This is a genomic window from Pseudoclavibacter sp. 8L (assembly GCF_902506465.1).
In the GTDB taxonomy this organism is placed as follows: domain Bacteria; phylum Actinomycetota; class Actinomycetes; order Actinomycetales; family Microbacteriaceae; genus Pseudoclavibacter.
In genome coordinates, this window is record NZ_LR733185.1 from 1,357,606 (window position 1) to 1,381,187 (window position 23,582).

Annotated in this window: 20 protein-coding genes; 12 read left to right on the forward strand and 8 right to left on the reverse strand. The window is 69.9% G+C overall.

The window, feature by feature from the left end:
• Positions 1 to 28 precede the first annotated feature (28 nt).
• Genes GV007_RS06405 through GV007_RS06415 form a run of 3 tightly spaced genes read right to left on the reverse strand, consistent with a single transcriptional unit; the run spans position 29 to position 3,946 of the window.
• Entirely contained in the window at positions 29 to 1,609 is a 1,581-nt protein-coding gene (locus GV007_RS06405; RefSeq protein ID WP_160071458.1) for an APC family permease, read from the reverse strand.
• Entirely contained in the window at positions 1,606 to 2,526 is a 921-nt protein-coding gene (locus GV007_RS06410; protein ID WP_160071459.1) for a universal stress protein, read from the reverse strand. Before GV007_RS06410 ends, GV007_RS06405 begins: the two co-directional genes overlap by 4 nt.
• A 52-nt stretch (positions 2,527 to 2,578) precedes the next feature.
• Positions 2,579 to 3,946 (reverse strand): flavin monoamine oxidase family protein, encoded by a 1,368-nt coding sequence (locus tag GV007_RS06415; RefSeq protein WP_104306097.1) that lies wholly within the window; start codon positions 3,944 to 3,946, stop codon positions 2,579 to 2,581.
• Between the two features lie 181 nt (positions 3,947 to 4,127).
• On the opposite strand from GV007_RS06415, the gene GV007_RS06420 reads away from it, so the two are divergent.
• From GV007_RS06420 to GV007_RS06460, 9 genes are all read left to right on the forward strand, one after another.
• Positions 4,128 to 4,790 (forward strand): TetR/AcrR family transcriptional regulator, encoded by a 663-nt coding sequence (locus GV007_RS06420; RefSeq protein ID WP_236558359.1) that lies wholly within the window; start codon positions 4,128 to 4,130, stop codon positions 4,788 to 4,790.
• A gap of 138 nt (positions 4,791 to 4,928) precedes the next feature.
• A complete protein-coding gene (locus GV007_RS06425; RefSeq protein WP_160071460.1) occupies positions 4,929 to 6,542 on the forward strand; it encodes an NCS1 family nucleobase:cation symporter-1 in 1,614 nt (537 codons plus the stop codon).
• 6 nt (positions 6,543 to 6,548) lie between these two features.
• Positions 6,549 to 7,304: an aspartate/glutamate racemase family protein gene (locus tag GV007_RS06430; RefSeq protein ID WP_160071461.1), complete on the forward strand. Its 756-nt coding sequence runs from the start codon at positions 6,549 to 6,551 to the stop codon at positions 7,302 to 7,304.
• A complete protein-coding gene (gene allB, locus GV007_RS06435) occupies positions 7,301 to 8,647 on the forward strand; it encodes an allantoinase AllB (protein WP_160071462.1) in 1,347 nt (448 codons plus the stop codon). The genes GV007_RS06430 and allB overlap by 4 nt, the downstream gene beginning before the upstream one ends.
• Positions 8,644 to 9,837: an acetamidase/formamidase family protein gene (locus tag GV007_RS06440; protein ID WP_160071463.1), complete on the forward strand. Its 1,194-nt coding sequence runs from the start codon at positions 8,644 to 8,646 to the stop codon at positions 9,835 to 9,837. Before allB ends, GV007_RS06440 begins: the two co-directional genes overlap by 4 nt.
• Positions 9,834 to 11,498 carry an AtzH-like domain-containing protein gene (locus GV007_RS06445; protein ID WP_201297592.1) on the forward strand — a complete coding sequence of 555 codons (1,665 nt, stop codon included), beginning with the start codon at positions 9,834 to 9,836 and terminating at the stop codon, positions 11,496 to 11,498. The genes GV007_RS06440 and GV007_RS06445 overlap by 4 nt, the downstream gene beginning before the upstream one ends.
• 20 nt (positions 11,499 to 11,518) lie before the next feature.
• Positions 11,519 to 12,766 (forward strand): pyridoxal-phosphate-dependent aminotransferase family protein, encoded by a 1,248-nt coding sequence (locus GV007_RS06450; protein WP_236558360.1) that lies wholly within the window; start codon positions 11,519 to 11,521, stop codon positions 12,764 to 12,766.
• Entirely contained in the window at positions 12,763 to 14,121 is a 1,359-nt protein-coding gene (locus tag GV007_RS06455) for a Zn-dependent hydrolase (protein WP_160071464.1), read from the forward strand. Before GV007_RS06450 ends, GV007_RS06455 begins: the two co-directional genes overlap by 4 nt.
• Before the next feature lie 7 nt (positions 14,122 to 14,128).
• The gene (locus GV007_RS06460; protein ID WP_104240447.1) at positions 14,129 to 14,941 is read left to right on the forward strand and encodes a sulfite exporter TauE/SafE family protein; all 813 of its coding nucleotides are present in this window, start codon (positions 14,129 to 14,131) and stop codon (positions 14,939 to 14,941) included.
• A gap of 294 nt (positions 14,942 to 15,235) precedes the next feature.
• Here the strand turns inward: GV007_RS06460 and gabT are convergent, their stop codons facing one another.
• Positions 15,236 to 16,585 carry a 4-aminobutyrate--2-oxoglutarate transaminase gene (gabT, locus tag GV007_RS06465; RefSeq protein WP_104240446.1) on the reverse strand — a complete coding sequence of 450 codons (1,350 nt, stop codon included), beginning with the start codon at positions 16,583 to 16,585 and terminating at the stop codon, positions 15,236 to 15,238.
• A 138-nt stretch (positions 16,586 to 16,723) separates the two neighbouring features.
• Here gabT and GV007_RS06470 point away from each other — a divergent pair, with 138 nt between their 5' ends.
• Both GV007_RS06470 and GV007_RS06475 read left to right on the forward strand, forming a co-directional pair.
• Positions 16,724 to 18,169 carry a PucR family transcriptional regulator gene (locus GV007_RS06470; protein ID WP_160071465.1) on the forward strand — a complete coding sequence of 482 codons (1,446 nt, stop codon included), beginning with the start codon at positions 16,724 to 16,726 and terminating at the stop codon, positions 18,167 to 18,169.
• Positions 18,170 to 18,214: 45 nt separating this feature from the next.
• Positions 18,215 to 18,727, forward strand: a complete 513-nt coding sequence (locus tag GV007_RS06475) for a hypothetical protein (RefSeq protein WP_160071466.1) — start codon at positions 18,215 to 18,217, stop codon at positions 18,725 to 18,727.
• On the opposite strand, the gene GV007_RS06480 is transcribed toward GV007_RS06475, so the two are convergent.
• The 3 genes from GV007_RS06480 to GV007_RS06490 are packed head-to-tail and all read right to left on the reverse strand — an operon-like array spanning position 18,724 to position 21,402.
• On the reverse strand, positions 18,724 to 19,134 hold the full coding sequence (locus GV007_RS06480; protein WP_160071467.1) for a hypothetical protein: 411 nt from the start codon (positions 19,132 to 19,134) through the stop codon (positions 18,724 to 18,726). The two genes, GV007_RS06475 and GV007_RS06480, sit on opposite strands and share 4 nt — an antisense overlap.
• 43 nt (positions 19,135 to 19,177) lie before the next feature.
• The gene (locus tag GV007_RS06485; protein ID WP_160071468.1) at positions 19,178 to 20,323 is read right to left on the reverse strand and encodes a branched-chain amino acid aminotransferase; all 1,146 of its coding nucleotides are present in this window, start codon (positions 20,321 to 20,323) and stop codon (positions 19,178 to 19,180) included.
• Complete coding sequence (locus GV007_RS06490; protein WP_160071469.1) at positions 20,320 to 21,402, reverse strand: 3-isopropylmalate dehydrogenase; 1,083 nt, start codon at positions 21,400 to 21,402, stop codon at positions 20,320 to 20,322. Before GV007_RS06490 ends, GV007_RS06485 begins: the two co-directional genes overlap by 4 nt.
• A 73-nt stretch (positions 21,403 to 21,475) precedes the next feature.
• Here GV007_RS06490 and GV007_RS06495 point away from each other — a divergent pair, with 73 nt between their 5' ends.
• A complete protein-coding gene (locus GV007_RS06495) occupies positions 21,476 to 22,003 on the forward strand; it encodes a hypothetical protein (protein WP_160071470.1) in 528 nt (175 codons plus the stop codon).
• Between the two features lie 246 nt (positions 22,004 to 22,249).
• On the opposite strand, the gene GV007_RS06500 is transcribed toward GV007_RS06495, so the two are convergent.
• On the reverse strand, positions 22,250 to 23,557 hold the full coding sequence (locus GV007_RS06500) for a DUF58 domain-containing protein (protein WP_160071471.1): 1,308 nt from the start codon (positions 23,555 to 23,557) through the stop codon (positions 22,250 to 22,252).
• Positions 23,558 to 23,582: the final 25 nt, after the last annotated feature.

Consider the following 23,582-nt stretch of genomic DNA (forward strand, 5'->3'; position numbering starts at 1 on the left):
GTCGGCAGGGCGGGATGCGGCGGGACAGCTAGTCCTTCAGCACCTCGATCGACTGCGTGTCGCGGTCGTTGCCGATCTGGATCGTCTCGCCGCGGAAGAACCCGGGGCTGCGGAAGTACTGCACGACCATGATGACCACGCCGAGCAGCAGCACTCCGATGCCGAGCACGAACACGAGCCCGATGCCGTCCTGGGCGATGCCGTCCGCGTCGTAGCTCGTCGCGAAGACCGCCGAGCCTGAGCCGAACGACGGCGACAGCGACGCGACGGCCGTCTCGTAGAAGAAGTACAGCAGCACGATGCCGCCGAGCAGCGGGAACAGGAACCGGAAGAAGAAGTTCCTGGCCGAGCTGAACAGACTGTGCCTGAAGTACCAGACGCACGCGAGCCCCGTGACGCCGTAGTAGAAGCAGATCATGAGGCCGAGGGCCGCGATCGTGTCCCACAGCGCGTTCTCGGAGAGCAGCCTCATGACGACGTAGAACACGACAGCGGCGATGGCCGAGGCCAGGGTCGCGACCGACGGCGACTTGAAGCGCGGGCTGACGTCCGCGAAGCGCTTCGGCAGGGCGCCGTAGTGCCCCATGGCGAGGATCGTGCGCGACGGGGAGACCATCGTCGACTGCAGCGAGGCCGCCGACGACGACAGGATGGCGATGGACATCAGGAGCGCGAACGGCCCCATGACCGGCCCCGCGAGCGCCGCGAAGATGCTCTCCTGGTTGTCCGGGTTGCCTGCTCCGAGGCCCTCGGTGCCGATGCCCGCGAAGACGAGCACGGCGAGGGTCGTGAGCAGGTAGATCACCATGATGATGATGATCGTGAGCATGGCGGCGCGGCCGGGTGTCTTCTTCGGGTCCTTCGCCTCCTCGTTCATCGTGATGACCGTGTCCCAGCCCCAGAAGAGGAAGATCGACAGCGAGACGCCGGCGGCGACGACGGCCATGTCCCCCAGCTCGAAGGGGTTGAACCAGGACAGCTCGATGGGGGTCGGGTCGAAGGCCGTGTTGTTGCTCAGGTGCATGAAGGCGGCGACGATGAACCAGGCCAGTGCGATGAGCTGGAACGCGACGAGCCCGACCTGGATCTTCTCGGTCGCCTCGACGCCCCGGTACGAGATCCACGCGGCGAGCGCCGTGAAGAGGATCGTGACGGGGATGTTGATCCACAGCACCGTCGTGAGGTCGGCGAGCTCCGGATTCTGGAACACCTGTGCGAGCAGGATGAACAGGAAGTCCACGGCAACGGCCGCGAGATTCGAGAGGACGAGGACGGTCGCCGCGATGAGCCCCCATCCGCCCATCCACCCGATCCACGGACCGAACGCGCGGGACGCCCAGGTGAACGTGGTGCCGGAGTCCGGCATCGCCGAGTTCAGCTCGCGGTAGCCGAAGACGACGAGCACCATCGGGATGAAGCCGATGAAGAGGATCGCCGGCGTCTGCAGGCCGACCTGCGAGATGGTCGGGCCGAGACCCGAGGTCAGCGTGTACGCGGGGGCGATGCACGAGATGCCGATGATGGTCGCGCCGATGACGCCGACCTTGCCTGCGGAGAGGCCCTTGGAGCTGAGTCCGCCCCGCTCCGCGCTGTCTTCTGTCCTGGTCATTGCCCTGTTCCTGTCGCTGGGGATTCGGGAGCGGACTTGGGTGCCTCGGCAGGCTGCGCGGCGCGCGGCACGACGATGATCGGCACGGTCAGCACACGCAGCAGGCGCTGCGCTCGGGCGCCGAGGAAGATGCGTCCTCCCTGCGCGAGGCGGCTGGAGCCGACGAAGGCGACATCGCCCGGCTTCCAGTCGGCCCGCTCGAGTGCGGCCTCGAGGCTCTCGCCCTCGACCGTCTCGACGGTGGCCTTGCCCGACTCCAGCAGGGCCTCCGCGCGCCCGGCGAGCACTGCCCCGCCGAACTCGCGCACGAACTCGTCGACCTCCTGCACCTGGCTGGGCGGGACCCGGTCGAGCTGCACGAGCGACAGCAGGCGCAGCTGCACGTCGCGCTGCAGCGCGCTCTCGACGGAGGTGCCGATGAGCGCGGCGGCCCCCGAGCGGGTGCCGAACAGCGTGGTGATGCGGGTGACGGGCCCCTCTTCGGCGAACCCAGCCGGAGCGAGCGCGACGGGCAGCGGCGAGGCGTGCAGCAGCGTGGATGCGACTGTCCCGATGGTGAACTGCCGCAGGAGCGCGGTCGTGGCCGCGCCGATGACCAGCGCGGCAGCGCCGAACTCCGCGGCGATGTCCATGAGCCCCTGGGCCTCGCCCGTGGCGCTGCGGACGACGCCGCGTGCCGCGATGCCCTCCGGCACCTGGGCGAGCGCTTCGCTCATCCACGTGTCGATCTGCTTGCCGATGATGCTGTCCGCATCGTCGAGCGGCAGCGGATGCGTGCCGCTGTACGGCGACGTCTCCGGCGTGATCATCGCGATGATGATCTCCGTGTCGGTGCCCTTCGCGAGGAAGGAGGCGAGGGCGAGGGAGTCATGCCCTCGATCGCTCGCGATGTAGCCCACTACGAAACGCTGCGCCATGCTGCCTCTCCAATTCTTGGGGTGTCGTCCGATTTCAGGATGCCGAGGGCGCTCAGGACTGGAGGATGCGCTTCGCCGTAGCTTCGCCCATCCGCACCGCGCCGTCAACGTGCTGGTAGCCCTCTGCCGCGAGGTCGGAGCTCGACCAGAAGATCGGGCCGACCGGGTCGTGCTGGATGGCGCCCCAGCGGTGGAGTCCGCCGAGGTCGTAGCTCGTGGCGTAGGCGCCGCGGGTCCACTCCTCTGCGCCGAAGTCGGAGAGGTAGAAGACCTCGGGGTCGAGGGCCTTCGGCCCGAGGAACTCGGCGACGGAGCCGAGGACGGCGGCCTTGCGCTCCTCGTCGCTCAGCGCCCACATGGCTTCGGCCGCCTCATCGGTGATGAAGCCGACGAGGGTGCCTCGCTCGTCTTCATGGTTGGTGTTGTCGTAGACCTCCTGCACGATGTGGCCGGCACCGAACGCGGTGCCGCTGAGGCCCTCTTCACGCCAGAACGGGGTGGCGTAGGTGGCGTGCACCTTGATGACGAGGCCCATGGAGATGTGCTGGTGCACGATCATCTGCTGGCGCGGCAGGGCGGGGACGAAGGAGACGCGCGAGTAGAGGTTGGGCGGCACGGCCATGATGGCGTGCTGCGCCTTGACGGTGATGTGGTCGGCGACCGCGGTGACGGAGGCCGCATTGCCTGCTCCGTTGTCCTCCCAGTGGAGGAAGCGCACGGGGTTGTTCAGGAACACGTCGTCGCCGAGCTCCTGCGCCATCTGCTGGCTGACCGACTGCATGCCGCCGATGACGCGCTTGTCGAGGATGAAGCTCTCGTCGACGAGGTTCGAGAACGAACCGGCGGATGCGGCCATGAGCACTGCCTGCAGCGCGGAGAATGCGAAGGAAGGCTTGGTGAGCATGCCGCCGGCGACGAACAGCCCGATGTTGTTGCAGGCCTCCTCGTCGGTGGACTGCTGGCGCAGCCAGTGGTGGAAGGAGATGGTGTCGAGCTCGCGCGCCTTGGCGTGCGCCCACGGCTCGACGGGGCCGATCTCGGCGGCGAGGCCGTCGAGGAGCTCGATCATGCGGTCCATCTCGGCGGCGGTGTGCTCGCTGACGGGGAACGTGTCGCCCTCGTAGACGGTGCGCTCGCCCTTGGGGCTGATGTAGACCGACTTGCCCTCGCGGTAGCGCGAGAAGGTGCCCTTGCCGAGCTCTTCGAGCAGGGCGAGGAGCGCCGTCTGGTCTGGCGAGACCCATTGGCCGCCGATCTCGAAGAACTGGCCGTCGATGATGTTGCTCCAGGTGCGTCCGCCGACACGGTCGCGCGCCTCGAGGACGGCGACGGTCTTGCCTGCCTGGGTGAGGCGGCGGGCCGCTGTGAGGCCGGAGGGGCCTGCTCCGATGATGACGACGTCGCGTTCGATGGTCTGCATTTCCGCTCTTTCCGTTGTGACAGCTCCAAGCGCCCTGGCTTCGCCGTCGAAGTGAGTGTGGTTGGCGGCCGACTTGCTGGCGCCGCCTTCCAAATAAACAGGATTAATTTACGTTAGTCGAGACGGGCTCCTCGGACAAGCCGCATTTCCGAGGAGCTAGGGTCGAACGACGGGAGGGCCAGTGAGCACCAGCGAGCATGTGGAGTCTGACGGACAGCGGCGTGCTGGGCGACCCCGCACGAGGATCCTCACGCAGAAGCGCATCACCGACGCCGCCATGCGTGTCGCGACTCACGAGGGGTACGACTCCCTCACGATGGCGAAGCTCGCCAGGGCGCTCGGCGTCACCCCCGCGGCCCTCTACAACCACGCTCACTCGAAGCGCCAGATCCTGCGCTGGATCGAGGATCGCCTCATGGCCGCCGTCGACGCCTCGGCGTTCGAGACCGAGCCGTGGGACGCGGCTCTCGCGAGCTGGGCGCGAAGCTACCGCCTCGTCATGAAGGAGCACGACTCGCTCGTGGAGGCGATCGCGAAGATGCCCGTCGCCGGCGCGACCGACACGCTCGCGATGTACGAGGGGGTCGCCGCAGGCCTCCGACGGGCCGGCTGGCCGGACGCCCACATCATGCCGGCGATCGTGGCCATCGAGTCGTTCATCTACGGCTCCGCGTACGACCTCAACGCGCCGCTCGATATCTTCGAACTCGGCGATCAGGCGGATGCGGCGCCCACGCTCGCGGCCTCCGTCGCGGCCCACACGCCGCTGGGGTTGCGCGAGCAGGCCTTCGAGCGTGGGCTCGACGCGCTCATCCGCGGACTCGGGGCAGCAGCGGGAGTCTGACTCCGGTGACCGACGCAGTGCCGCGGTCACCGCTGAGACTGTGAAGTGCTGACTGCACGCCTCCGAGGGGACCTCGGTTTTACACGAGCGTTACATTGCAGAAACCTCCCGCGAAGCGTGAAGTCATAACTTCAACGCATGACCGATCAACTGGCACAGACTGGCGCATCCGGCAGCACCCGCGGCCTGGGCACCGAAGGCGCGGCGCCCGACAATCTCGTCGTGGCGGCGGGCCACCCCGTCGGCGACGGGAACATGAAGCCCGGCTACGACCCGCGGCTCGCGAACGAGGACCTCGCTCCCCTGCGCAAGCAGCGCTGGGGCTCCTACAACATCTTCGCCTTCTGGATGTCCGACGTGCACAGCGTCGGCGGCTACGTCACGGCCGGTAGCCTCTTCGCGCTCGGCATCGCCAGCTGGCAGGTGCTCGTCGCCCTCATCGTCGGCATCCTCATCGTGCAGTTCTTCACGAACCTCGTCGCCAAGTCGAGCCAGAAGACGGGCGTGCCCTACCCCGTCGTGAACCGCGCGATCTTCGGCGTCAAGGGCGCCAACATCCCGGCGATCATCCGCGGCCTCATCGCCATCGCCTGGTACGGCGTGCAGACGTTCCTCGCCGCCGAGTCGCTCAACATCGTGTTCCTCAAGTTCATCCCCGCCAGCGAGGTGCTGCGCACCGACTACTCGTTCCTCGGGCTCTCGGCGCTCGGCTGGATCTCCTACGCGATCCTCTGGTTCGCGCAGGCCGCCCTGTTCTGGGGCGGGATGGAGTCCATCCGCCGCTTCATCGACTGGGCGGGGCCCGCGGTGTACGTCGTCATGATCGTGCTCGCCATCTACCTCGTCAGCCAGGCGGGCTGGGAGAACATCGACTTCAACCTCTCCGCAGGTGAGCCGCTCGACTTCTGGGCGTCCATCCCGGTCATGTTCACGGCCATCGCGATCGTCGTCTCCTACTTCTCCGGCCCCATGCTCAACTTCGGCGACTTCTCGAGGTACGCGAAGAGCTACAAGGCCGTGAAGCGGGGCAACTTCCTCGGACTCCCGCTCAACTTCCTCTTCTTCTCCATCCTCACGGTGCTCACCGCGAGCGCCACTGTTCCCGTCTTCGGCGAGCTCATCACGGACCCGATCCACACGGTCGAGCGCATCGACACGCACTTCGCGATCCTCCTCGGCGGCCTCACCTTCGTGACGGCGACGGTCGGCATCAACATCGTGGCGAACTTCATCGCGCCGGCGTTCGACTTCTCGAACGTCGCCCCGCACAGGATCAGCTGGCGGATGGGCGGCATGATCGCCGCCGTCGGCTCCGTGCTGCTCACCCCGTGGAACTGGTACAACAACGACGCCGCGATCCAGAACACGCTCGGCGTGCTCGGCGCGCTCATCGGGCCGCTCTTCGGCATCCTCATCGCCGGCTACTACGTGATCGGCAGGCAGCGCATCAAGGTCGACGAGATGTTCACGATGAGCGAGACGGGCGCCTACTGGTACCGCAAGGGGTTCAACCCGAACGCGGTGTGCGCCATGGTCCTCGCCGGCGCCCCGACGGTCGCGATCGCGGTGCTGACCCGGCCGCTCGCCGAGGCCGGCATCCTCGACCTGAGCTACCTCGCCGACTTCAGCTGGTTCATCGGCTGCGGACTCGGATTCGCGCTCTTCGTCCTGTTCGAGCGCCGCCAGCCGCTCATGCCGACGTTCGAGGGCGAGACCGCCGGCATCTCAGACGGATCGATCGAGGAAGACTGACCCAGCATGCGCATCACGCTCATCAACCCGAACACCTCCGTCGCCATGACGCAGAAGGTCGCGGCAGCTGCGAGAGCCGTGGCCGGCCCCGGCGTCGACATCGTCGCCGTGTGCCCGGCTCCCGGTGAGGGCCCGGAGGCCATCGAGAGCCACTTCGACGAGGTGCGGGCGGCCTCCGTCGTCGTCGAGCTCGTCGAGCGCGATCTCGCGGACGGCGGCAGCGACGGCTACGTCATCGCCTGCTTCGGCGACCCGGGGCTCGACGCGGCACGCGAGCTCGTCGACGTGCCCGTCATCGGCATCGCCGAGGCGGCCATGCACGTCGCGGCGCTCACGGGGCGCACGTTCGGCATCGTCACCACCCTCTCCCGCACGCTCGGCCGCGCCGACGATCTCGTGCTGCGGTACGGATTCGAGCGGGCGTGCGTCGCGGCGTACGGCACCGGCATCCCCGTCCTTGCGCTCGAGGAGACCGGCTCCGCGGCGTTCGAGGACATCGCCGCGTGGTGCGAGCGAGTCGTCCGGGAGGACGGCGCCGACGCGGTGGTGCTCGGATGCGCGGGCATGGCCGACCTGTGCGCTCGCCTCTCCGAGCGGGTCGGGGTGCCGGTCGTCGACGGCGTCGCCGCATCGGTCGGGCTCGTCGCGGCGATGTCGCGCATGGGCGTCGGCACGAGCAAGCGGGACGAGTACGCACGACCTTCCCGGGCGCAGGCGAGGCCACTGGGGCAGCCGCAGGTTCCTTCGGCGGCGATCGCATGAGGATCTCAGCGCGGCGCGTCTTCCTCGATGGCGGATTCTCGCCGGCGACGGTGTCCGTCAGCGACGGCACAATCGCGGCCATCGCCCCGTTCGACGACCACGCGGACGTCGTCCTGCCGGACACCCAGGTGCTCGTGCCGGGGCTCGTGGACACGCACGTGCACCTCAACGAGCCGGGCCGCACGCACTGGGAAGGCTTCGCGACGGGCACGGCCGCCGCCGCCGCCGGCGGGGTCACGACGGTCGTCGACATGCCGCTCAACTCGCTGCCCGTCACGACGAGCGTCGAGGCGCTCGACGCGAAGCGCGCGGCGACCTCCGGCCAGCTGGCCGTCGACCTCGCCTACTGGGGCGGCGTCGTCCCGCAGAACCTCGGCTCCCTGCGTCCGCTGCTCGCGGCGGGGGCGGTCGGCGTCAAGTGCTTCCTCGCGCCGAGCGGCATCGACGAGTTCGATCACCTCTCGTTCCCCGAGCTCGAGCAGGCGCTCGAGGAGCTCGCCGAGGTCGACGGGCTCCTGATCGCGCACGCCGAGCTCGAAGCGCACCTGAGCGAGGCATCCGGCCCGGTCTTCTCCGACTTCGTCGCGTCGAGGCCGCCGGTCGCGGAGGTCGAGGCGATCCGCGCCGTCATCGCCGCGGCGAGGCGCACCGGCGCCAGAGCGCACATCGTGCACGTGTCGGCGGCAGAGGCCCTCGACCTGGTCCGCGAGGCGAAGGCCGACGGCGTGCGCATCACGATCGAGACCTGCCCGCACTACCTGAGCCTTCGGGCCGAGGAGGTGCCGGACGGCGACGGGCGCTTCAAGTGCTGCCCACCCATCCGCGACTCCGCGAACCAGGACGCGCTCTGGGCCGGCGTGCTCGACGGCACGATCGACGCGATCGTCAGCGACCACTCGCCCGCGACGCTCGAGCTCAAGGCGGGGCCCGACCTCGGCACCGCCTGGGGTGGCATCGCCGGGGTGCAGACCGGGCTCACCGCGGTATGGACCGAGGCCAGGCGGCGCGGCATCCCATTGGAGGCGATCCTGCCCCTCTTCACCACGGGACCGGCCGCGCTCGTGCGCTTCGAGGACCGCGGGCTCATCACGGTCGGCGCCCCGGCCCACTTCGCGATCTTCGAGCCCGACCTCGAGCACACGCTGGAGGAGAATACCCTCGAGTACCGCACCAAGATCAGCCCGTGGCACGGGGCGCGGATGCACGGGGTCATCGACTCGACCTACCTGCACGGCGAGCTGATCTACACGCGGGCAGCCGGGCTCGCGTCGCGCCTGGGCCGCGAGGTGCTCGCGGCGGCGAACCCCGAACGACTGGACCTCGACGAGGAGCAGGCAGCATGACCACGATTCCCACCGCGGCTCCCGCAGCGAACCGCTACGGCGTCGGCGCAGCCGCGCCGGCGTTCGCCCCGCTCCCCATCCTGCAGCCGGGCACACGCCTACCTGAGGGTGCGAACTACCTGCCATCCGGAGCATCGACCTCGATCTGGGGCAGGCTTCCGAGCGCGCGTGACGCCCCCGTGCTGACCGTGCGGCCCGGGGCGAGCGTCGTCATCGACACCGTCAGCCACGAGGGCCTGCTGCCCGACCAGGGACAGCACCCCGCCGCGTTCTTCGCGGCGCACGGCGTGCATCCCGATGCCGTGCTGCTCGACGCCATCGAGATCGCCGAGCACGCGCCCCGCGACCCGGCGAACGACGGCCCGCACGTCGTGACCGGCCCCATCGCCGTCGAGGGTGCCATGCCCGGCGACCTGCTGCGCATCACGGTCGAGAAGCTCGAGCCTCGCGTGCCATACGGGGTCATCTCCAACCGGCACGGCAAGGGCGCGCTGCCCGGCGTGCTGCCGCGCAGCCGCGAGACCGTGAGCGTGTTCGCCGCGGTCGAGGAACGCGGCGGCGAGCTCGTCGGCACCATGCCGCTCACCGAGGGCGGCGAACGGAGCGTCGTGTTCCCCCTCGCCCCGTTCCTCGGCACCATGGGCGTCGCTCCCGCCGCAGGCGCACGCCCGCACTCCGTGCCGCCCGGCCCGCACGGCGGCAACATCGACATCAAGCTCCTCACCGAGGGCAGCGTGCTCTACCTGCCCGTGCAGGTCCCTGACGCACTCGCCTACGTCGGCGATCCGCACTTCGCGCAGGGCGACGGCGAGGTCGCCCTCACGGCGCTCGAGGCCTCGCTGCGTGCGACCCTCACCTTCGACGTCGTTCCGGCGGCGGATGCGCGGCGCGAGTTCGGCGACCTCACCGGCCCGCTCGTGCGCACCCCCGAGTACCTCGTGCCAACCGGCCTCGACCCAGACCTGAACGCGGCCATGCGCAAGTGCGTGCGCGCCGCCGTCGACCTGCTGCAGGCTCGGTGGGGCATGGACGAGCACCTCGCCTACGCGTACCTGTCGGCGGCCACCGACTTCGACATCTCGCAGGTCGTCGACGTCGTCTGCGGCGTGCACGCCCGCATCCGCGAGGCCGACTTCGCCGATGTGCCGGCTGGCACGGCACCGCAGAACGGAACAGGAGCACCCGCGTGACCTCAGTCGAGCAGAACACCGCAGAGTCGACGCGCGCGGACGGAGCCCCACCCGCCGCGCTGCTCGCCGCCTTCGAAGCCTACGAGCGGGCAGTGCAGAGCAACGACCTCGACGAGCTCGACGCCTGGTTCGCGCCAGGAGACGCGACTCTGCGCGGCGACGACAGCGGCCTGCTGGTCGGCCACGAGCAGATCAGCGAGTTCCGTGCCCAGCGCGGCGGCGTCGCGAAGCGCACCATCGAGCGCATCGAGTACCGGGCCCTGGCCGACGGCGTCGCGCTGCTCGTCTCCACCTCGCGCTTCGCCACCGGCGGGCTCGGACTGCAGACCCAGCTCTGGCAGCAGCTGCCGCAGGGCTGGCGCATCACGGCCGCGCACGTAACCCCGAGGCCCCGGGCCTTCGACCGCTCGATCTGGCGAACCGTCGGCGACCCGCTCTTCCAGGGCGCGTGGGAGGGCCCCCTCGAAGGGCTCACCGTCGCCGTGAAGGACCTCTTCGCGATTCGCGGCTACCGCATCGGCGCAGGCAACCCCAGCTACCTCGACTCCGCGAAGGCCGAGACGAGGACCGCGCCCGCCGTCAGGGACCTGCTGCGCGGCGGCGCCTCCCTGCGCGGCATCGCCCGCACCGACGAGTTCGCGTACTCGATCGCCGGCGACAACGCGCACTTCGGGACTCCCCCGAACGCCGCCGTCCCCGGTGCCCTTCCCGGCGGCTCCTCGAGCGGGCCAGCATCCGCCGTCGCCAATGGCCAGGCCGACATCGGCCTCGCGACCGACACCGCCGGATCGGTGCGCATCCCGGCCTCCTATCAGGGGCTGTGGGGGCTGCGCACGACACACGACCTCGTGCCACGTCAGGGCCTCCTGCCGCTCGCGCAGTCGTTCGACACCGTGGGGTGGCTCACGCGCGATGGCGAGACCCTGCAGCGGGTCGCCGACTGGTGCCTCTCCTACGACAGCTCGGAGTCCACCGCGAGCGCAGCGGGGCAGCGCGGCGAGGACCTCCCCGGCCGCCTCGTCGTGCCGGCCGAGGTGCTGGCCGCGGCCTCGCCAGAGACCGTGTCCGCCTTCGAGGCGTTCCTGCACGAGCTGGAGGAGCGCGGAGCCGTGGCTGCGCCGGTCGAGCGGGTCTCGATCGGCGAGCTCGCGAGCTACCAGGAGCCGTTCCGGATCGTGCAGGGCGCGGAGGCCTGGCGCAACAACCGCCCATGGCTGGAAGCGCACCCCGGAGCCACGGGCCCCGCCGTCGCCGCCCGGTTCCTCGCCGCCTCGCAGATCACCGAGGCGCAGGAGCAGGCGGCCCGCGACGCCCTCGCTCCCCTCAGCGCCCGCCTCGAGCGACTCGTCCACGACGCCGTGCTCCTCTTCCCCACCGCCCCGGGGGCAGCGCCGAGCCGCGCGGCGGATGCGTCGAGCATCGACGCCATCCGCACCGCGACGCTGCGCATGACCACCCCGGCCGCCGTCGCCGGGCTGCCCGCGCTCTCCGCACCGCTCCTCAGCGTGCCGACCACGAGCAGTGCCCAGGCCGCGCCCGTCGGCGTCTGCTTCGTGTCGCGAGCGGGCTCCGACCTGGCGCTCGTCCGACTCGTCCGCCGCCTCGCATCCGCCGCAGCCCCCACCCCGAGAGCCACCAGCCGCGCCGCGACGAGCGCGTGAGCACCGAGAGAATGAAGCAGATGACCGCGATCCTCCCCATCGAACCGCCAGCCCGCCTCCTCATGGGGCCCGGCCCCATCTCGGCGTACCCGAGCGTGCTCCGCGCCATTTCGAGCACCCTCGTCGGCCAATACGACCCGTTCATGACGCAGGCCATGAACGAGACGCAGGAGCTGTACCGGCAGGTATGGGCGACCGAGAACACGGCGACCGTGCTCGTCGACGGCACCTCCCGCTCCGGCATCGAAGCGGCGCTCGTCTCCCTCATCCGGCCAGGCGACCGTGTGCTCGTCCCCGTCTTCGGCCGCTTCGGACACCTCCTCGCCGAGATCGCGGAGCGCGCCCTCGCCGAGGTGCACACCATCGAGGTGCCGTGGGGGCAGGTCGTCCCCGTCTCGCAGATCGAGGACGCCATCGTCCGCGTCAAGCCGACCCTCCTCGCCCTCGTCCAGGGCGACACCTCCACCACCATGAACCAGCCCCTCGACGAGGTCGGCGCAATCTGCGCGAAGCACGGCGTGCTCTTCTACGCTGACGCCACGGCGTCCATCGGCGGCAACGAATTCCTGGCCGACGCCTGGGGCCTCGACGCCGCGACCGCAGGCCTCCAGAAGTGCCTCGGCGGCCCGAGCGGCTCGGCGCCCATCACCCTCTCCGAGCGCGCCGTCGAGGTCATCCGCTCCCGCAGCCGGGTCGAGGCTGGCATCCGCGAGACGGGCGACGAGTCCGCGAGCGACTTCATCCGCTCCAACTACTTCGACCTCGGCATGATCCTCGACTACTGGGGACCGAGACGCCTCAACCACCACACGGAAGCCACCTCCATGCTCTACGCGGCGCGGGAGTGCGCGGCCGTCCTGCTCCGCGAGGGCCGGGACGCCGTCATCGAACGCCACCGTGTCGCCGGTGCCGCCATGCTCGCCGGCGTCCAGGCGCTCGGGCTCGAGGTCTTCGGCGACGTCGCGCACAAGATGAACAACGTCGTCGCCGTCGTCATCCCGGACGGCGTCCCCGGCGATACGGCAAGGCAGGACCTGCTCGACGACTTCGGCATCGAGATCGGCACCTCCTTCGGCCCGCTGCACGGGAAGGTGTGGCGCCTCGGCACGATGGGCTACAACGCCCGCAAGGACACCGTGCTCACGACCCTCGCCGCGCTCGAGGCCGTGCTCCGCCGATACGGCGCATCCGTTCCGACCGGCGGTGGTGTCGAGGCCGCCGCCGACGTCTTCCGCGCAGCCGACACCCCCCGGGGAGCCGCCGAATGACGACCACCCGACTGAGCGCCCTCGCACCCGCCGCCTTCGAGCTCGCCGCCCGCCGCGTCATGGCGCGCTGCGACGAGCTCGCGCGCATCACCTCCACCCCAGGCGCCATCACCCGCGTGCACCTCTCCCCCGAGCACGCGCGCGTCAACCGGCTGGCCGCCGAGTGGATGCGCGAGGCCGGCCTGCAGACCAGGCAGGACGCGGCAGGCAACCAGCTCGGCCTCCTCCCCGCCGCAGACCCGGAGGCGCCCGTGCTCATGCTCGGCTCGCACCTCGACACGGTCGTCGACGCCGGCCGCTACGACGGCATCGTCGGCGTGCTCATGGCCATCGAGGTCGTGCGCCTGCTCCAGCGCCGCGACGACGACACGAGTGGGATGGATGCGCCCGCCCGCTCCCCGTTCGACTTCGGGCTCGAGGTCGCCGCGTTCTCCGACGAGGAAGGCGCGCGCTTCGGCAAGGCGCTCCTCGGGTCCTCCGCCGTCGCCGGCACATGGGACGACGCCTGGTGGGAGCTCGAGGACCCGGACGGCACCACCCTGCGCGAATCCGCACTCGAGTTCGGCCTCGACCCCGGCCGCGTCTCGGAAGCCGCCCGCAGGCCGAGCGAACTCGTCGGCTACCTCGAAGCGCACATCGAGCAGGGACCCGAGCTGCACGCCCGCGGCGAACCGCTCGCCGTCGTCTCCTCCATCGCCTCCGCCCGTCGCTTCCAGCTCGTCGTCGAAGGCGAGGCCAGGCACGCAGGCGGCACCCCGTACGACATGCGCCGCGACGCGCTCCTCGGCGCGAGCGAGGCGGCCCTCGCCGTCGAGCGCATCTGCTCCACCCAGCACCACATCATCGGCACCGTCGGCCAGTTCGAGGCGTTCCCCGGCGCGATGAACATCGTTCCGGGCGAGGCGAGATTCAGCCTCGACCTGCGCGGAGAATTCGACGGCGAACGCGACCGCGTGTGGGACCAGATCTCCCGCGAGCTCGACGACATCATGGGCCGCAGGCGCCTGCGATGGCACACCCGCGAAGTGCACAACGCCCCAGCACTGTTCTGCGCGCCGCTGCTGCAGGACCTCGTCGGCGAAGGCATCCGCTCCACCCTCGTGCCGGGCACCGCCGCAGACGGGAGTATTCTCGGCTCGGGCCGGACCGAAGACCCGACGACCCTGTTCAGCCCAGCCGGACACGACGGCATGGCCATCGGTGCCATCACCGACGTGGGGATGCTCTTCATGCGCAACCCCGACGGCGTCAGCCACCACCCAGACGAGGCAGTATCGCTCGGCGACGTCGCCCTCGGCATCCGCGCCCTCGCGGAAGCCGTCGCCCACCTCGGCGCAGAACACCGCAGAACCTAGGAGCTCCATGACCACGCCCGCCACCACCAGGACCCGCCGCGACTGGATAGTGCTCATCTCGATCGGCCTCGCGGCAGGCTTCCTCTCCGGGTTCCTCGGCGTCGGCGGCGGCACCATCATCGTGCCCGCGCTGACCGCCATGCTCGCGTTCGACCAGCGCCTCGCCGCCGGCACGTCGCTCGCCGCGATCATCCCGCCCGCCATCGTCGGCGTCGTCGGCTACGTCCTGACCGGCTCCGTGAACTGGCTCGCGGGGCTCATCCTCATCGTCGGCGCCATCGCCGGCGCCTGGATCGGATCGTGGCTCCTCAACAAGCTGCCGCTCATCGTGCTCCGGTGGATGTTCATCGTGTTCCTGCTCGGCGTCGCCGTCTCCCTGTTTCTCGCCGTGCCGAGCCGCGACGCCGAGGTCACCATGACGGCGCTCACGGCACTCATGCTCGTCGCGCTCGGCCTCGTCACCGGCATCATCTCGGGACTGATCGGCGTCGGCGGCGGTGTCATCCTCGTCCCTGCGCTCATGCTGCTGTTCGGCTCGAGCGACCTCGAGGCGAAGGGCACGAGCCTCCTCGTCATGATCCCCACCACCATCACAGGCACGATCGGCAACTCCCGCCGCCGCAACGTCGACCTGAAGGCGGCCGCCGCGATCGGGCTGACGGCCGCGCTCACGAGCCTCCTCGGCGTGTGGTGCGCCGTGCTCATCGACCCGATGGTCGGCAGCATCCTCTTCGGCGCGTACCTGCTGTTCATCGCCGGGCAGAACGCGTACAAGACCATCAAGGCGCAGCGCAAGGCGAAGCGGGCCCCCGCCGCCTGACCCGCCCGGCGCATCCACCCGTCCCGGCGCATCCACGCAGCCGGCACAGACACGCGTCCCGACACAGACCTCGGGCAGATGCAGCTTCGTCTCGAGACGAAGCTGCATCTGCCCGAGGTCTGTGTTGTGTGGGTCTGTGCCCTGGGTGTCTGCGACCCGGGCGGCGCGCGGCGAGCAGCTGCGCCCGGAAATACCTCGACGCCCCGGCGGCGCGGAATGTGCCGGGGCGTCGAGATTCTGTTGCCGGGGTCTCCCCCGGCGGCTTGATGCGCGCCCTGGACGGGCGCGGGCGTCCTACGCCTGAGCGCGGATCGCCGCCTCGAGCACGTCGAGGCCGTCGTTCAGCAGCTCGTCCGTGATGGTGAGCGGCGGGAGGAGACGCACGACGTTGCCGTAGGTGCCGCAGGAGAGCAGCACGACGCCCTGGCCGAGAGCATCCGCGACGATCGCCTTGACGGCGGCCGGGTGGGGCTTCTTCGTGGTCGTCGCCGTGCCGGCCTCGACGAACTCGAACGCCAGCATGGCGCCGCGACCGCGGACCTCGCCGATGATCGTGTTCTCGCCGAGCTCGGCGCTGAGCGCCTCGAAGCGCGTCTTCACGATGGTCTCGATCTCGAGGGCGCGGGCAGCGAGCTGCTCGTCCTCCATGATGCTGATCGTGGCGAGCGCGGCAGCCGTGGCGACCGGGTTGCCCGTGTAGGTGCCGCCGAGTCCGCCGACGTGCACGCTGTCCATGATCTCGGCGCGGCCGACGACGGCCGACAACGGCATGCCGCCCGCGACGCCCTTGGCGATCGTGACGAGGTCGGGCACGATCTCCTCGTGCTCGGACGCGAACCAGGCGCCAGTGCGGCACATGCCGGCCTGGACCTCGTCGGCGATGAAGACGACGCCGTTGGCCTTCGCCCACTCGACGAGCGCGGGGAGGAAGCCATCGGCGGGCACGATGAAGCCGCCCTCACCCTGGATGGGCTCGATGATGATGGCGGCGACATTCTTGCCGCCGACCTGCTTCTCGATGACGTCGATCGTGCGCGCTGCCGCCTCGGCGCCCGTGAGGCCGTCACGGTAGGGGTAGCTCATGGGCGCGCGGTAGACCTCCGGCGCGAACGGGCCGAAGCCGTCCTTGTACGGGATGTTCTTCGCGGTGAGGGCCATCGTGAGGTTCGTGCGGCCGTGGAACGAGTGGTCGAACGCGATGACGGCGTTGCGGCCGGTCGAGTGGCGGGCGATCTTGACCGCGTTCTCGACGGCTTCCGCGCCGGAGTTGAGGAGCACGGCCTTCTTGGCGTGGTCGCCCGGCGTGATCTCGATGAGCTTCTCGGCGACGGCGACGTAGCCCTCGTACGGGGTGATGCCGAACGCGGTGTGCGTGAAGTGCGCTGCGGCTTCCTGCACGGCCGCGACGACGCGGGGGTGGGATGCGCCGACGTTCGTGACGGCGATGCCTGCACCGAAGTCGACGAACTGGTTGCCGTCGACGTCGCGGATGATGGCGCCGTCGACGTCAGCCGCGTACACGGGGACTGCGGGGACAAGCGATGCGGAGACGCTCGCCTCACGACGCGCAGTCAGGGCCTGCGACTTGGGGCCTGGAATGGCGCCTTCGAGCTTGCGCTCCTGGGCAATGCGGAACTCCGTCACGGTGCTTCCTTCCTCGGGGTTCGACCTCTTGGTATGGCTTGAAGGCTACGCGGTTCTGCACCGCGAGACGAATGGGCACGCGCACGACCGTCTTGACCACTTCTGTGCATCCGTCTAGGGCATGTCTAGAATCGGGGCATGCTCGCCACCGTCGACACGCTCCTCGCGAACCGCTCCCTGGGCCTCACCCTGCACACGGGCGAGCCGCAGGCGCTGCGCTCCGGCATCGAGTGGGTGGCGACGACGGAGCTGCTCAACCCGCAGCCGTTCCTCACGGGCGGTCAGCTGGTGCTCACGACCGGGATGCGCCTGCGGGGCACGCGCGCGTACCGCTCGTTCGTGGAGTCCCTCGTCGAGGCGGACACGGTCGCGCTCGGCGTCGGGACGGGCTTCACGCACGACACCGTGCCGGCCGCGCTCATCTCGGCGGCCGAGCAGGCCGGGCTCCCGCTCTTCGAGGTCGCCTACGAGACGCCGTTCGCGGCGCTCACCAAGGTCGTCACGCAGGCGAGCACCGACGAGCAGCACTCGCGTCTCGAGAGCGAGCACCGCCAGCAGCAGCAGCTGGTGACGTCGCTGCTCTCCGACGGCGGCATCACGGGGCTCGCCGCGAGGCTCGCCAGGCTGACGACCTCGCACGTCGCCGTGACCCGCCTCGGCGAGCTGCTCGCCGGCAGCCTCGACGTGCACGACGAGACGGTGACGGGGTGGGATGCGCTCCCCATCTCCACGGGCCAGTCGGCAGGCGCGACCCTCCACATCACGAACCCCCGCGTCAACGAGGGACTCGTCAACTACGCGAGGTCGCTGCTCAGCCTGCAGCTCATCCAGGACACGCGTCGCGTTCGCGCCGCCCGCGACGCCTCTGGACACGTGCTGCACGACCTCATCCGCGGGAAGTTCACGGTCGAAGACGCCGAGCGGCGCCTGACGGCACTCGGCGTGACCACAGGGCAGGCGGCACGCGTGCTGGTCGCCGAGACCGAGGAGCGCCGCACCGCGGAGCTCACCGCGCTGCCGCTGCCCGCCGAACTGCAGTCATCGGTGTCCGCGGTCTTCGAGGGCCGCCTCCTCATCATCGCGCCGGAGCGCACTCGCATGCCGAACGCGGCCGAGGCGTTCATCGGCCTCGCGCGCTCGGCGGGCATCGCGGCGCGGGTCGGCATCGGCGACCTCTACCCGGCGTCCCTCGCCCTCCGCTGGAGCTACTTCGAGGCCCGGGATGCGCTGCGCAACGCGCCGAAGGACACCGACGTCGCCACCTCGGCACGCCTGTCCATCTCCTCGCTGCTGCTCGCGAGCCGCGACGTGCCCGTGCTGGAGCTCGCCGCTGAAGTACTCGGGCCGCTCGAAGCCCACGACGCCGAGCACGGGTCGATGCTGCTCGCGACCCTCGACGCCTACTTCGCCCACTCCGGCCAGATCGCGCAGGTCGCCGACGAGCTCGGCACCCACCGCAACACGGTGCGCTACCGCCTCGACCAGATCGCCGCCATCTCCGGCCTCGACCCGCGCATCATGTCCGAGGGCGTGCAGCTGTGGCTCGCCGGGGCCGCCAGGCGACTGCGCGCCGGCGGCGCGTGACGCGCCGCGCGCATCCGCACCCCGCCGTTCTGGGAGACTGACGGCATGGCGAACACGTACACCCTCCCCAACGGCGTCGAGCTCGGCGACGACGGAGCCGTCGACATCACCGTCGATGTCCTCGACGTCGAGGACCTCGCGTTCGCCCACGTCTGCCGGTCGCTGCGCCAGCAGCTCGAACCAGGCCGCGGCCTCATCGTCACGATGCCAGCCGGTGACGACGTGCTCGGCTACGTGTATCGCGAGGAGCAGCGCGAGGACGGGCGGCGCGACGAGTTCGACGACACCGACTCGCTGTTCGTCGACATCCACGAGCTCACGTTCGAGTTCGACGCTCCCCGCGACACCGACATGGACGAGGACGGCGTGCGCGCGCTGCTCGCGAAGGCACGCCCGGACGCCGAGCTGAAGATCGAGGGCGTCGAGCTGCTCGAGCTCCGAGACGGACCGATGTCGCTCATCACCTGCCGGCCCCCTCGCGCGTGGACCTTCCGGCAGCTTGTCCTCGAGGTGCAGCTGCTCCGCGGCTCCTACATGGCGCTCCACTACAAGAGCTAGCGGCGACCCCGCGTCACCGCACGCCAGCGAACCGCCCGCGACGGCGCCACCGCGAACGTCAGGAACCAGCCGCCCGCGTACGCGAACAGCGCCAGCAGCCCCATCCCGGCTACCGGGCTCGCGAACACCCCGAGCGCGAGCATCCCGAGCACCGCCGAGATCACCACGACCCGCCGAAGCCACGCCGAGACGTGCACGAGGAACCTCGTGGTCGCCCATCCCGCGAGGGCGGCGACCACGAGCACCACCGGCGCCAGCCAGAACTGCCCGGCCGTGAGGAACCCGGCGAACAGGGCAGCCAGGCCGAGCTCGAGCACCGCGAGCAACACGAAGCCGCGCCTCGACGGCGCGGCCATCGCCTGCTCCTGGTACTCAGCGCCCTTGCGGGCAGCCCAGCCGTAGACCACGTGTCAGCCCGCCGTCCGTCCGGTCACTCCGGTCCGCCAGCCCTCAGGCCAGGCGCTGCGTCCAGCCCATGAGGTCGGGCAGTTCGCCGTTCTGGATGCCCGTGAGCTCGGCGCGGATGCGCATGCTCACCGAATCCTGTGTGATGACCGGGTTCTCGATCGTGAAGTCGGGCGACTTGACCTTGCCGATCGGCGAGATGACGGCCGCAGTGCCGCAGGCGAACGCCTCGACGATCGTGCCGTCGGCGACCCCCTCGCGCCACTCGTCGATCGTGATGCGGCGCTGCTCGATCTTCCGACCGGCACGCTCGCACAGCTCGAGGACGCTGTCCCGCGTGATGCCGGGGAGGATGGAGTCGCTCAGCGGGGTGAGGATCGTGCCGTCCGACTTGATGAGCACGATGTTCATGCCGCCGAGCTCCTCGAGGTACGTGTTCTCCGCCGCGTCGAGGAACAGCACCTGCTCGCAGCCGTTCGCGTACGCCTCCTCCTGTGGGAGCAGCGACGATGCGTAGTTGCCGCCGCACTTCGCGGCTCCCGTGCCACCCGCGCCAGCGCGGGAGTACTCCTGCGAGAGCCAGATGTCGACGGGGCGCGTGGGGTCGGAGAAGTAGGAGCCAGCTGGGCAGGCGATGACCATGTAGCGCACCGTCTGCGCCGCGCGCACGCCGAGGAAGTTCTCGAACGCGATCATGAAGGGGCGCAGGTAGAGGGTCTTGCCCTCGCCAGCCGCCGGAACCCACTGCTCGTCGATCTGCACGAGCTGGCGCACCGACTCGACGAACAGCTCCTCGGGCAGCTCGGGCAGCGCAAGGCGCCGTGCGGAGCTCTGCAGGCGCTGGGCGTTGCGCTCCGGCCGGAACGCGAACACGTCTCCCCCGCCGTGCCGGTAGGCCTTGAGCCCCTCGAAGATCTCCTGGCCGTAGTGGAAGACGGCGGATGAGGGGTCGACCTGCAGCGGCCCGTACGGCACGACTCGGGCATCGTGCCAGCCCTCGGCGAGAGTCCAGTCGATGATCACCATGTGGTCCGTGAAGTGCTTGCCGAACCCGGGGTCGGCGAGCACCGCATCCCGGACCTCGGCGGAAGCCGGAGCCGGGTTGCGTTCGATCGTGAACTCGAGGGAGGCCCCCTCGGCCACGGCGGCCTGCGTCGTCGTGCCGGGCTGGGTGCTGCTGGTGTCGCTCATGCGTGGGTTCCTTGCGCGGTCAGTCGGGAGATGATGGCGTCGCCGATCTCGGAGGTGCTCCTGGCCGTTCCGCCTCGGGATGCGAGGTCAGCGCGGCAGGCGCTCTCGAGGGATGCGGCTGCGTCCGAGAGTCCGAAGTGCTCGAGCAGCAGAACGACGGAGAGGATCGCCGCCGTCGGGTCGGCTTTGCCGAGGCCCGCGATGTCTGGAGCCGAGCCGTGGACGGGCTCGAACATGCTGGGGAACTCGCCTTCGGGATTGATGTTCCCCGAGGCCGCCAGCCCGATGCCGCCGGTGATGGCTGCGGCAAGGTCGGTCACGATGTCGCCGAACAGGTTATCGGTGACGATCACGTCGAATCGCTGTGGGTTCGTGACAAAGAAAATCGTAGCAGCGTCGACGTGCAGGTACTCGACGGCAACGTCCGGGTAGTCCGCGGAGACCCGGTCGACGACGCGCTGCCAGAGCACGCCGGCGTTGACGAGCACGTTCTTCTTGTGCACGAGCGTCAGGTGCTTGCGCGGGCGCGACTGCGCCTTCTCGAACGCGTAGCGGACGGTGCGCTCCACGCCGTAGGCCGTGTTCACGGAGACCTCGGTCGCGATCTCGTGCGGCGTCCCGGCACGGACCACGCCGCCGTTGCCGACGTATGGCCCCTCGGTGCCCTCGCGGACGACGACGAAGTCGACTTCGCCTGGGTCGCTCAGCGGGGTCTTCACGCCGGGCGAGATCGCGCCAGGGCGCAGGTTGATGTAGTGATCGAACGCGAAGCGCAGCTTCAGCAGCAGACCGCGTTCAATGATGCCGCCCGCGAGGCGCTCGTCTGCGGGGTCTCCCCCGACCGCGCCGAGCAGGATGCCGTCGTGCTGGGCGAGCGCGTGCAGCTCCGCCTCGGAGATGATGTTGCCGGTCTCGAGGTAGTGCCCAGCTCCGAACGGATACTCGGTGAGGCTCAGCTCGACGCCTTCCGGGAGGGCGGCGCGGAGCGCTCGCTGCGCTTGGTTGACGACTTCCGGGCCGATACCGTCACCCGGGATGACGGCGATGTCGAGCTTCTGAGTCGCTGCACGTTCCGACACGAGGCGTCCTTTCCTGCCGACGGCGATCGCGGCTCTCCCAGTTTAGGCCGCGGCTGGGCTAGCGTCTGTCCCCATGACCACCGCCATCCTGCGCCGCAAGGACGACCTGCCTCGGGAGCGCGCCGCGAGCCGCCTCACGGCGTACGTGTACGGCAACATCATCGTGCTCGCGACGCTCCTCGGACTCGTGCACGCTGGCGAGAACCCGGGAGAGGGCGCAATCGTGGTCCTCGCGACGGGCGGCACGACCCTCCTCGCGCACCTCATCGCCGACGCCGTCGGCCACTCGACACGCGCCGCCGACCGCCCAGAGCGCACAGCGCACCTCAAGTTCCTCCACGAGCTTCGGGATGCGGTCCCGATCGCCTCCGCCGCGTCCATCCCCGCGGCCATCCTCGGGGTCGCCGCCCTCGGGGTCATCGACGGCGAGACGGCGCAGACCATCGCCGAGGTCGTCATCATCGTGCGTCTCGCCGGCATGGGCTTCACCATCCAGCGCATCCGCGGCGAGAAGCCCTCCTTCCGCACCTTCGCTGCCGGTATCGGCCTCGCCCTCGTCGGCGTGGCCATCTCGCTCCTCAAGGCCAACCTCGGCCACTGACCTCACGCCCCACCACCCCACTGCTCTCAGCGCCGATGGTACTGCAGGGGGGACCCTGTGGGAGAGTAGGTCACCGCCGGACTTCTTCATAAGCCGGGGTTGGTTGTTGAGTGAGCAGAGATGCTCCTCGATGACCAACCCCGGCTTTTTTGTTGCCCAAAAACACCCGATGCCCGACGGGCAGTAGCGGATGCCCGCTAGAGCTGCGGAGACAAGCCCCCGCAGCTCTTGCGCAGGCAGAGAGGGTCAGAGGCGGCCCGTAGCCTTCAACTCGATGTAGTGGTCAGCGATCGCGGGCGGAAGTGCCGACGGCGTCCCTGTGACCGTGTCCCCGCCGAGGCGGAGAACCGTCTGGCGTACGCGCTCCTGATCCAGGAGCGCACGCTCCGCGGCCGACGCAGCATACGTCTGCTCGCGCGTCTCTCGACGCACGGCGACCTCATGCACATCCGGGTTCAGCACCGACCCGAGCACGACGACGTGCTTGCTCGCGAGCTGCGGCAATGCAGCGATGACGGGCTCGAGGGTGCCACCGGTCTCCAGCGTCGAGAGAATGACGACAAGAGAACGGTGCGTCGTCACTCCGCGCACCAGCCCGGGGATGGCCCGCCAGTCCGTCGCGATGAGCTCGGGCTCGACATCCGCGAGCGACTCGACCATGCGGCTCAGCAGCTCAGCCCCTGAAACGCCCTGGATGCGCGCCCGCACTCGACGATCCCAGGCGACGACATCCACGCGGTCACCTGCTCGTGTCGCCAGCGCCGCAAGAAGCAGTGCCGACTCGATGGCAGTGTCGAGGCGGGTCTCGTCTGCGACGCGAGCCGCCGACGTCCGCCCAGTGTCGATCACGATGACGACGCGACGGTCACGCTCAGGCCGCCAGGTCCGTACGACCAGATCCTGGCGACGAGCGGTGGCTCGCCAATCGATCGAGCGGACGTCGTCCCCCCGTACGTACTCGCGCAGCGAATCGAACTCCGTGCCCTGCCCGCGAACCATGAGGCGGGTGGCGCCGTCCAGCTCGCGGAGGCGTGCCAGACGCGAGGGCAGATGCTTCCTCGAATTGAACGGAGGGAGCACCCGCAGGACTCCGCGGTCAGCGAGGCTCACCTGTCGGGCCGCCAGCCCCATCGGGCCCCAACTGCGGAGCGTGACGAGCTCGGCACGACGATCGCCACGGCGCGAAGGAAGCAGTGGGAACTCGGCCACGCGGCGCTCGCCAGCTGGTACCTCCAGCTTTGGACGGTGCTGCGTGCCGCCGGCCGTCGGCTCCCAGCCGTCGCGCACCTGCAGACGCAGGGTGCGCGAGCCGCGGTTCGTGATGGCGACGCGGCTGACGACCTCCTCGCCGAGGCGAACCCGCGAAGGCAGGTTCCGCTCGATCTCCACCTGACGGGGCGCCCCCGCCAGGAGAGCGTCCGCGATGGACGTGAGGAGCACGAAGAGCAACCAGATCGCCAACGTCACATACGCCGATTCAGCGGTCTGCCCGAAGAGCACCACGGGTACCGCGCCGACGGCGGTCAGCAGTACGAGGCGTCCACTCACGACCATGCGCTCACGCTTTCCTTCCAGCTCT

What these genes read in the sequence shown, in the direction of transcription:
- GV007_RS06500 (WP_160071471.1), bottom strand. Translation starts at nt 23,557, where the DNA reads ATGGTCGTGAGTGGACGCCTCGTACTGCTGACCGCCGTCGGCGCGGTA.
- GV007_RS06485 (WP_160071468.1), bottom strand. Translation starts at nt 20,323, where the DNA reads ATGAGCGACACCAGCAGCACCCAGCCCGGCACGACGACGCAGGCCGCC.
- allB (WP_160071462.1), top strand. Translation starts at nt 7,301, where the DNA reads ATGAGGATCTCAGCGCGGCGCGTCTTCCTCGATGGCGGATTCTCGCCG.
- GV007_RS06475 (WP_160071466.1), top strand. Translation starts at nt 18,215, where the DNA reads ATGGCGAACACGTACACCCTCCCCAACGGCGTCGAGCTCGGCGACGAC.
- GV007_RS06440 (WP_160071463.1), top strand. Translation starts at nt 8,644, where the DNA reads ATGACCACGATTCCCACCGCGGCTCCCGCAGCGAACCGCTACGGCGTC.
- GV007_RS06455 (WP_160071464.1), top strand. Translation starts at nt 12,763, where the DNA reads ATGACGACCACCCGACTGAGCGCCCTCGCACCCGCCGCCTTCGAGCTC.
- GV007_RS06450 (WP_236558360.1), top strand. Translation starts at nt 11,519, where the DNA reads ATGACCGCGATCCTCCCCATCGAACCGCCAGCCCGCCTCCTCATGGGG.
- GV007_RS06410 (WP_160071459.1), bottom strand. Translation starts at nt 2,526, where the DNA reads ATGGCGCAGCGTTTCGTAGTGGGCTACATCGCGAGCGATCGAGGGCAT.
- GV007_RS06495 (WP_160071470.1), top strand. Translation starts at nt 21,476, where the DNA reads ATGACCACCGCCATCCTGCGCCGCAAGGACGACCTGCCTCGGGAGCGC.
- GV007_RS06460 (WP_104240447.1), top strand. Translation starts at nt 14,129, where the DNA reads ATGACCACGCCCGCCACCACCAGGACCCGCCGCGACTGGATAGTGCTC.
- GV007_RS06425 (WP_160071460.1), top strand. Translation starts at nt 4,929, where the DNA reads ATGACCGATCAACTGGCACAGACTGGCGCATCCGGCAGCACCCGCGGC.
- GV007_RS06430 (WP_160071461.1), top strand. Translation starts at nt 6,549, where the DNA reads ATGCGCATCACGCTCATCAACCCGAACACCTCCGTCGCCATGACGCAG.
- GV007_RS06415 (WP_104306097.1), bottom strand. Translation starts at nt 3,946, where the DNA reads ATGCAGACCATCGAACGCGACGTCGTCATCATCGGAGCAGGCCCCTCC.
- GV007_RS06405 (WP_160071458.1), bottom strand. Translation starts at nt 1,609, where the DNA reads ATGACCAGGACAGAAGACAGCGCGGAGCGGGGCGGACTCAGCTCCAAG.
- GV007_RS06470 (WP_160071465.1), top strand. Translation starts at nt 16,724, where the DNA reads ATGCTCGCCACCGTCGACACGCTCCTCGCGAACCGCTCCCTGGGCCTC.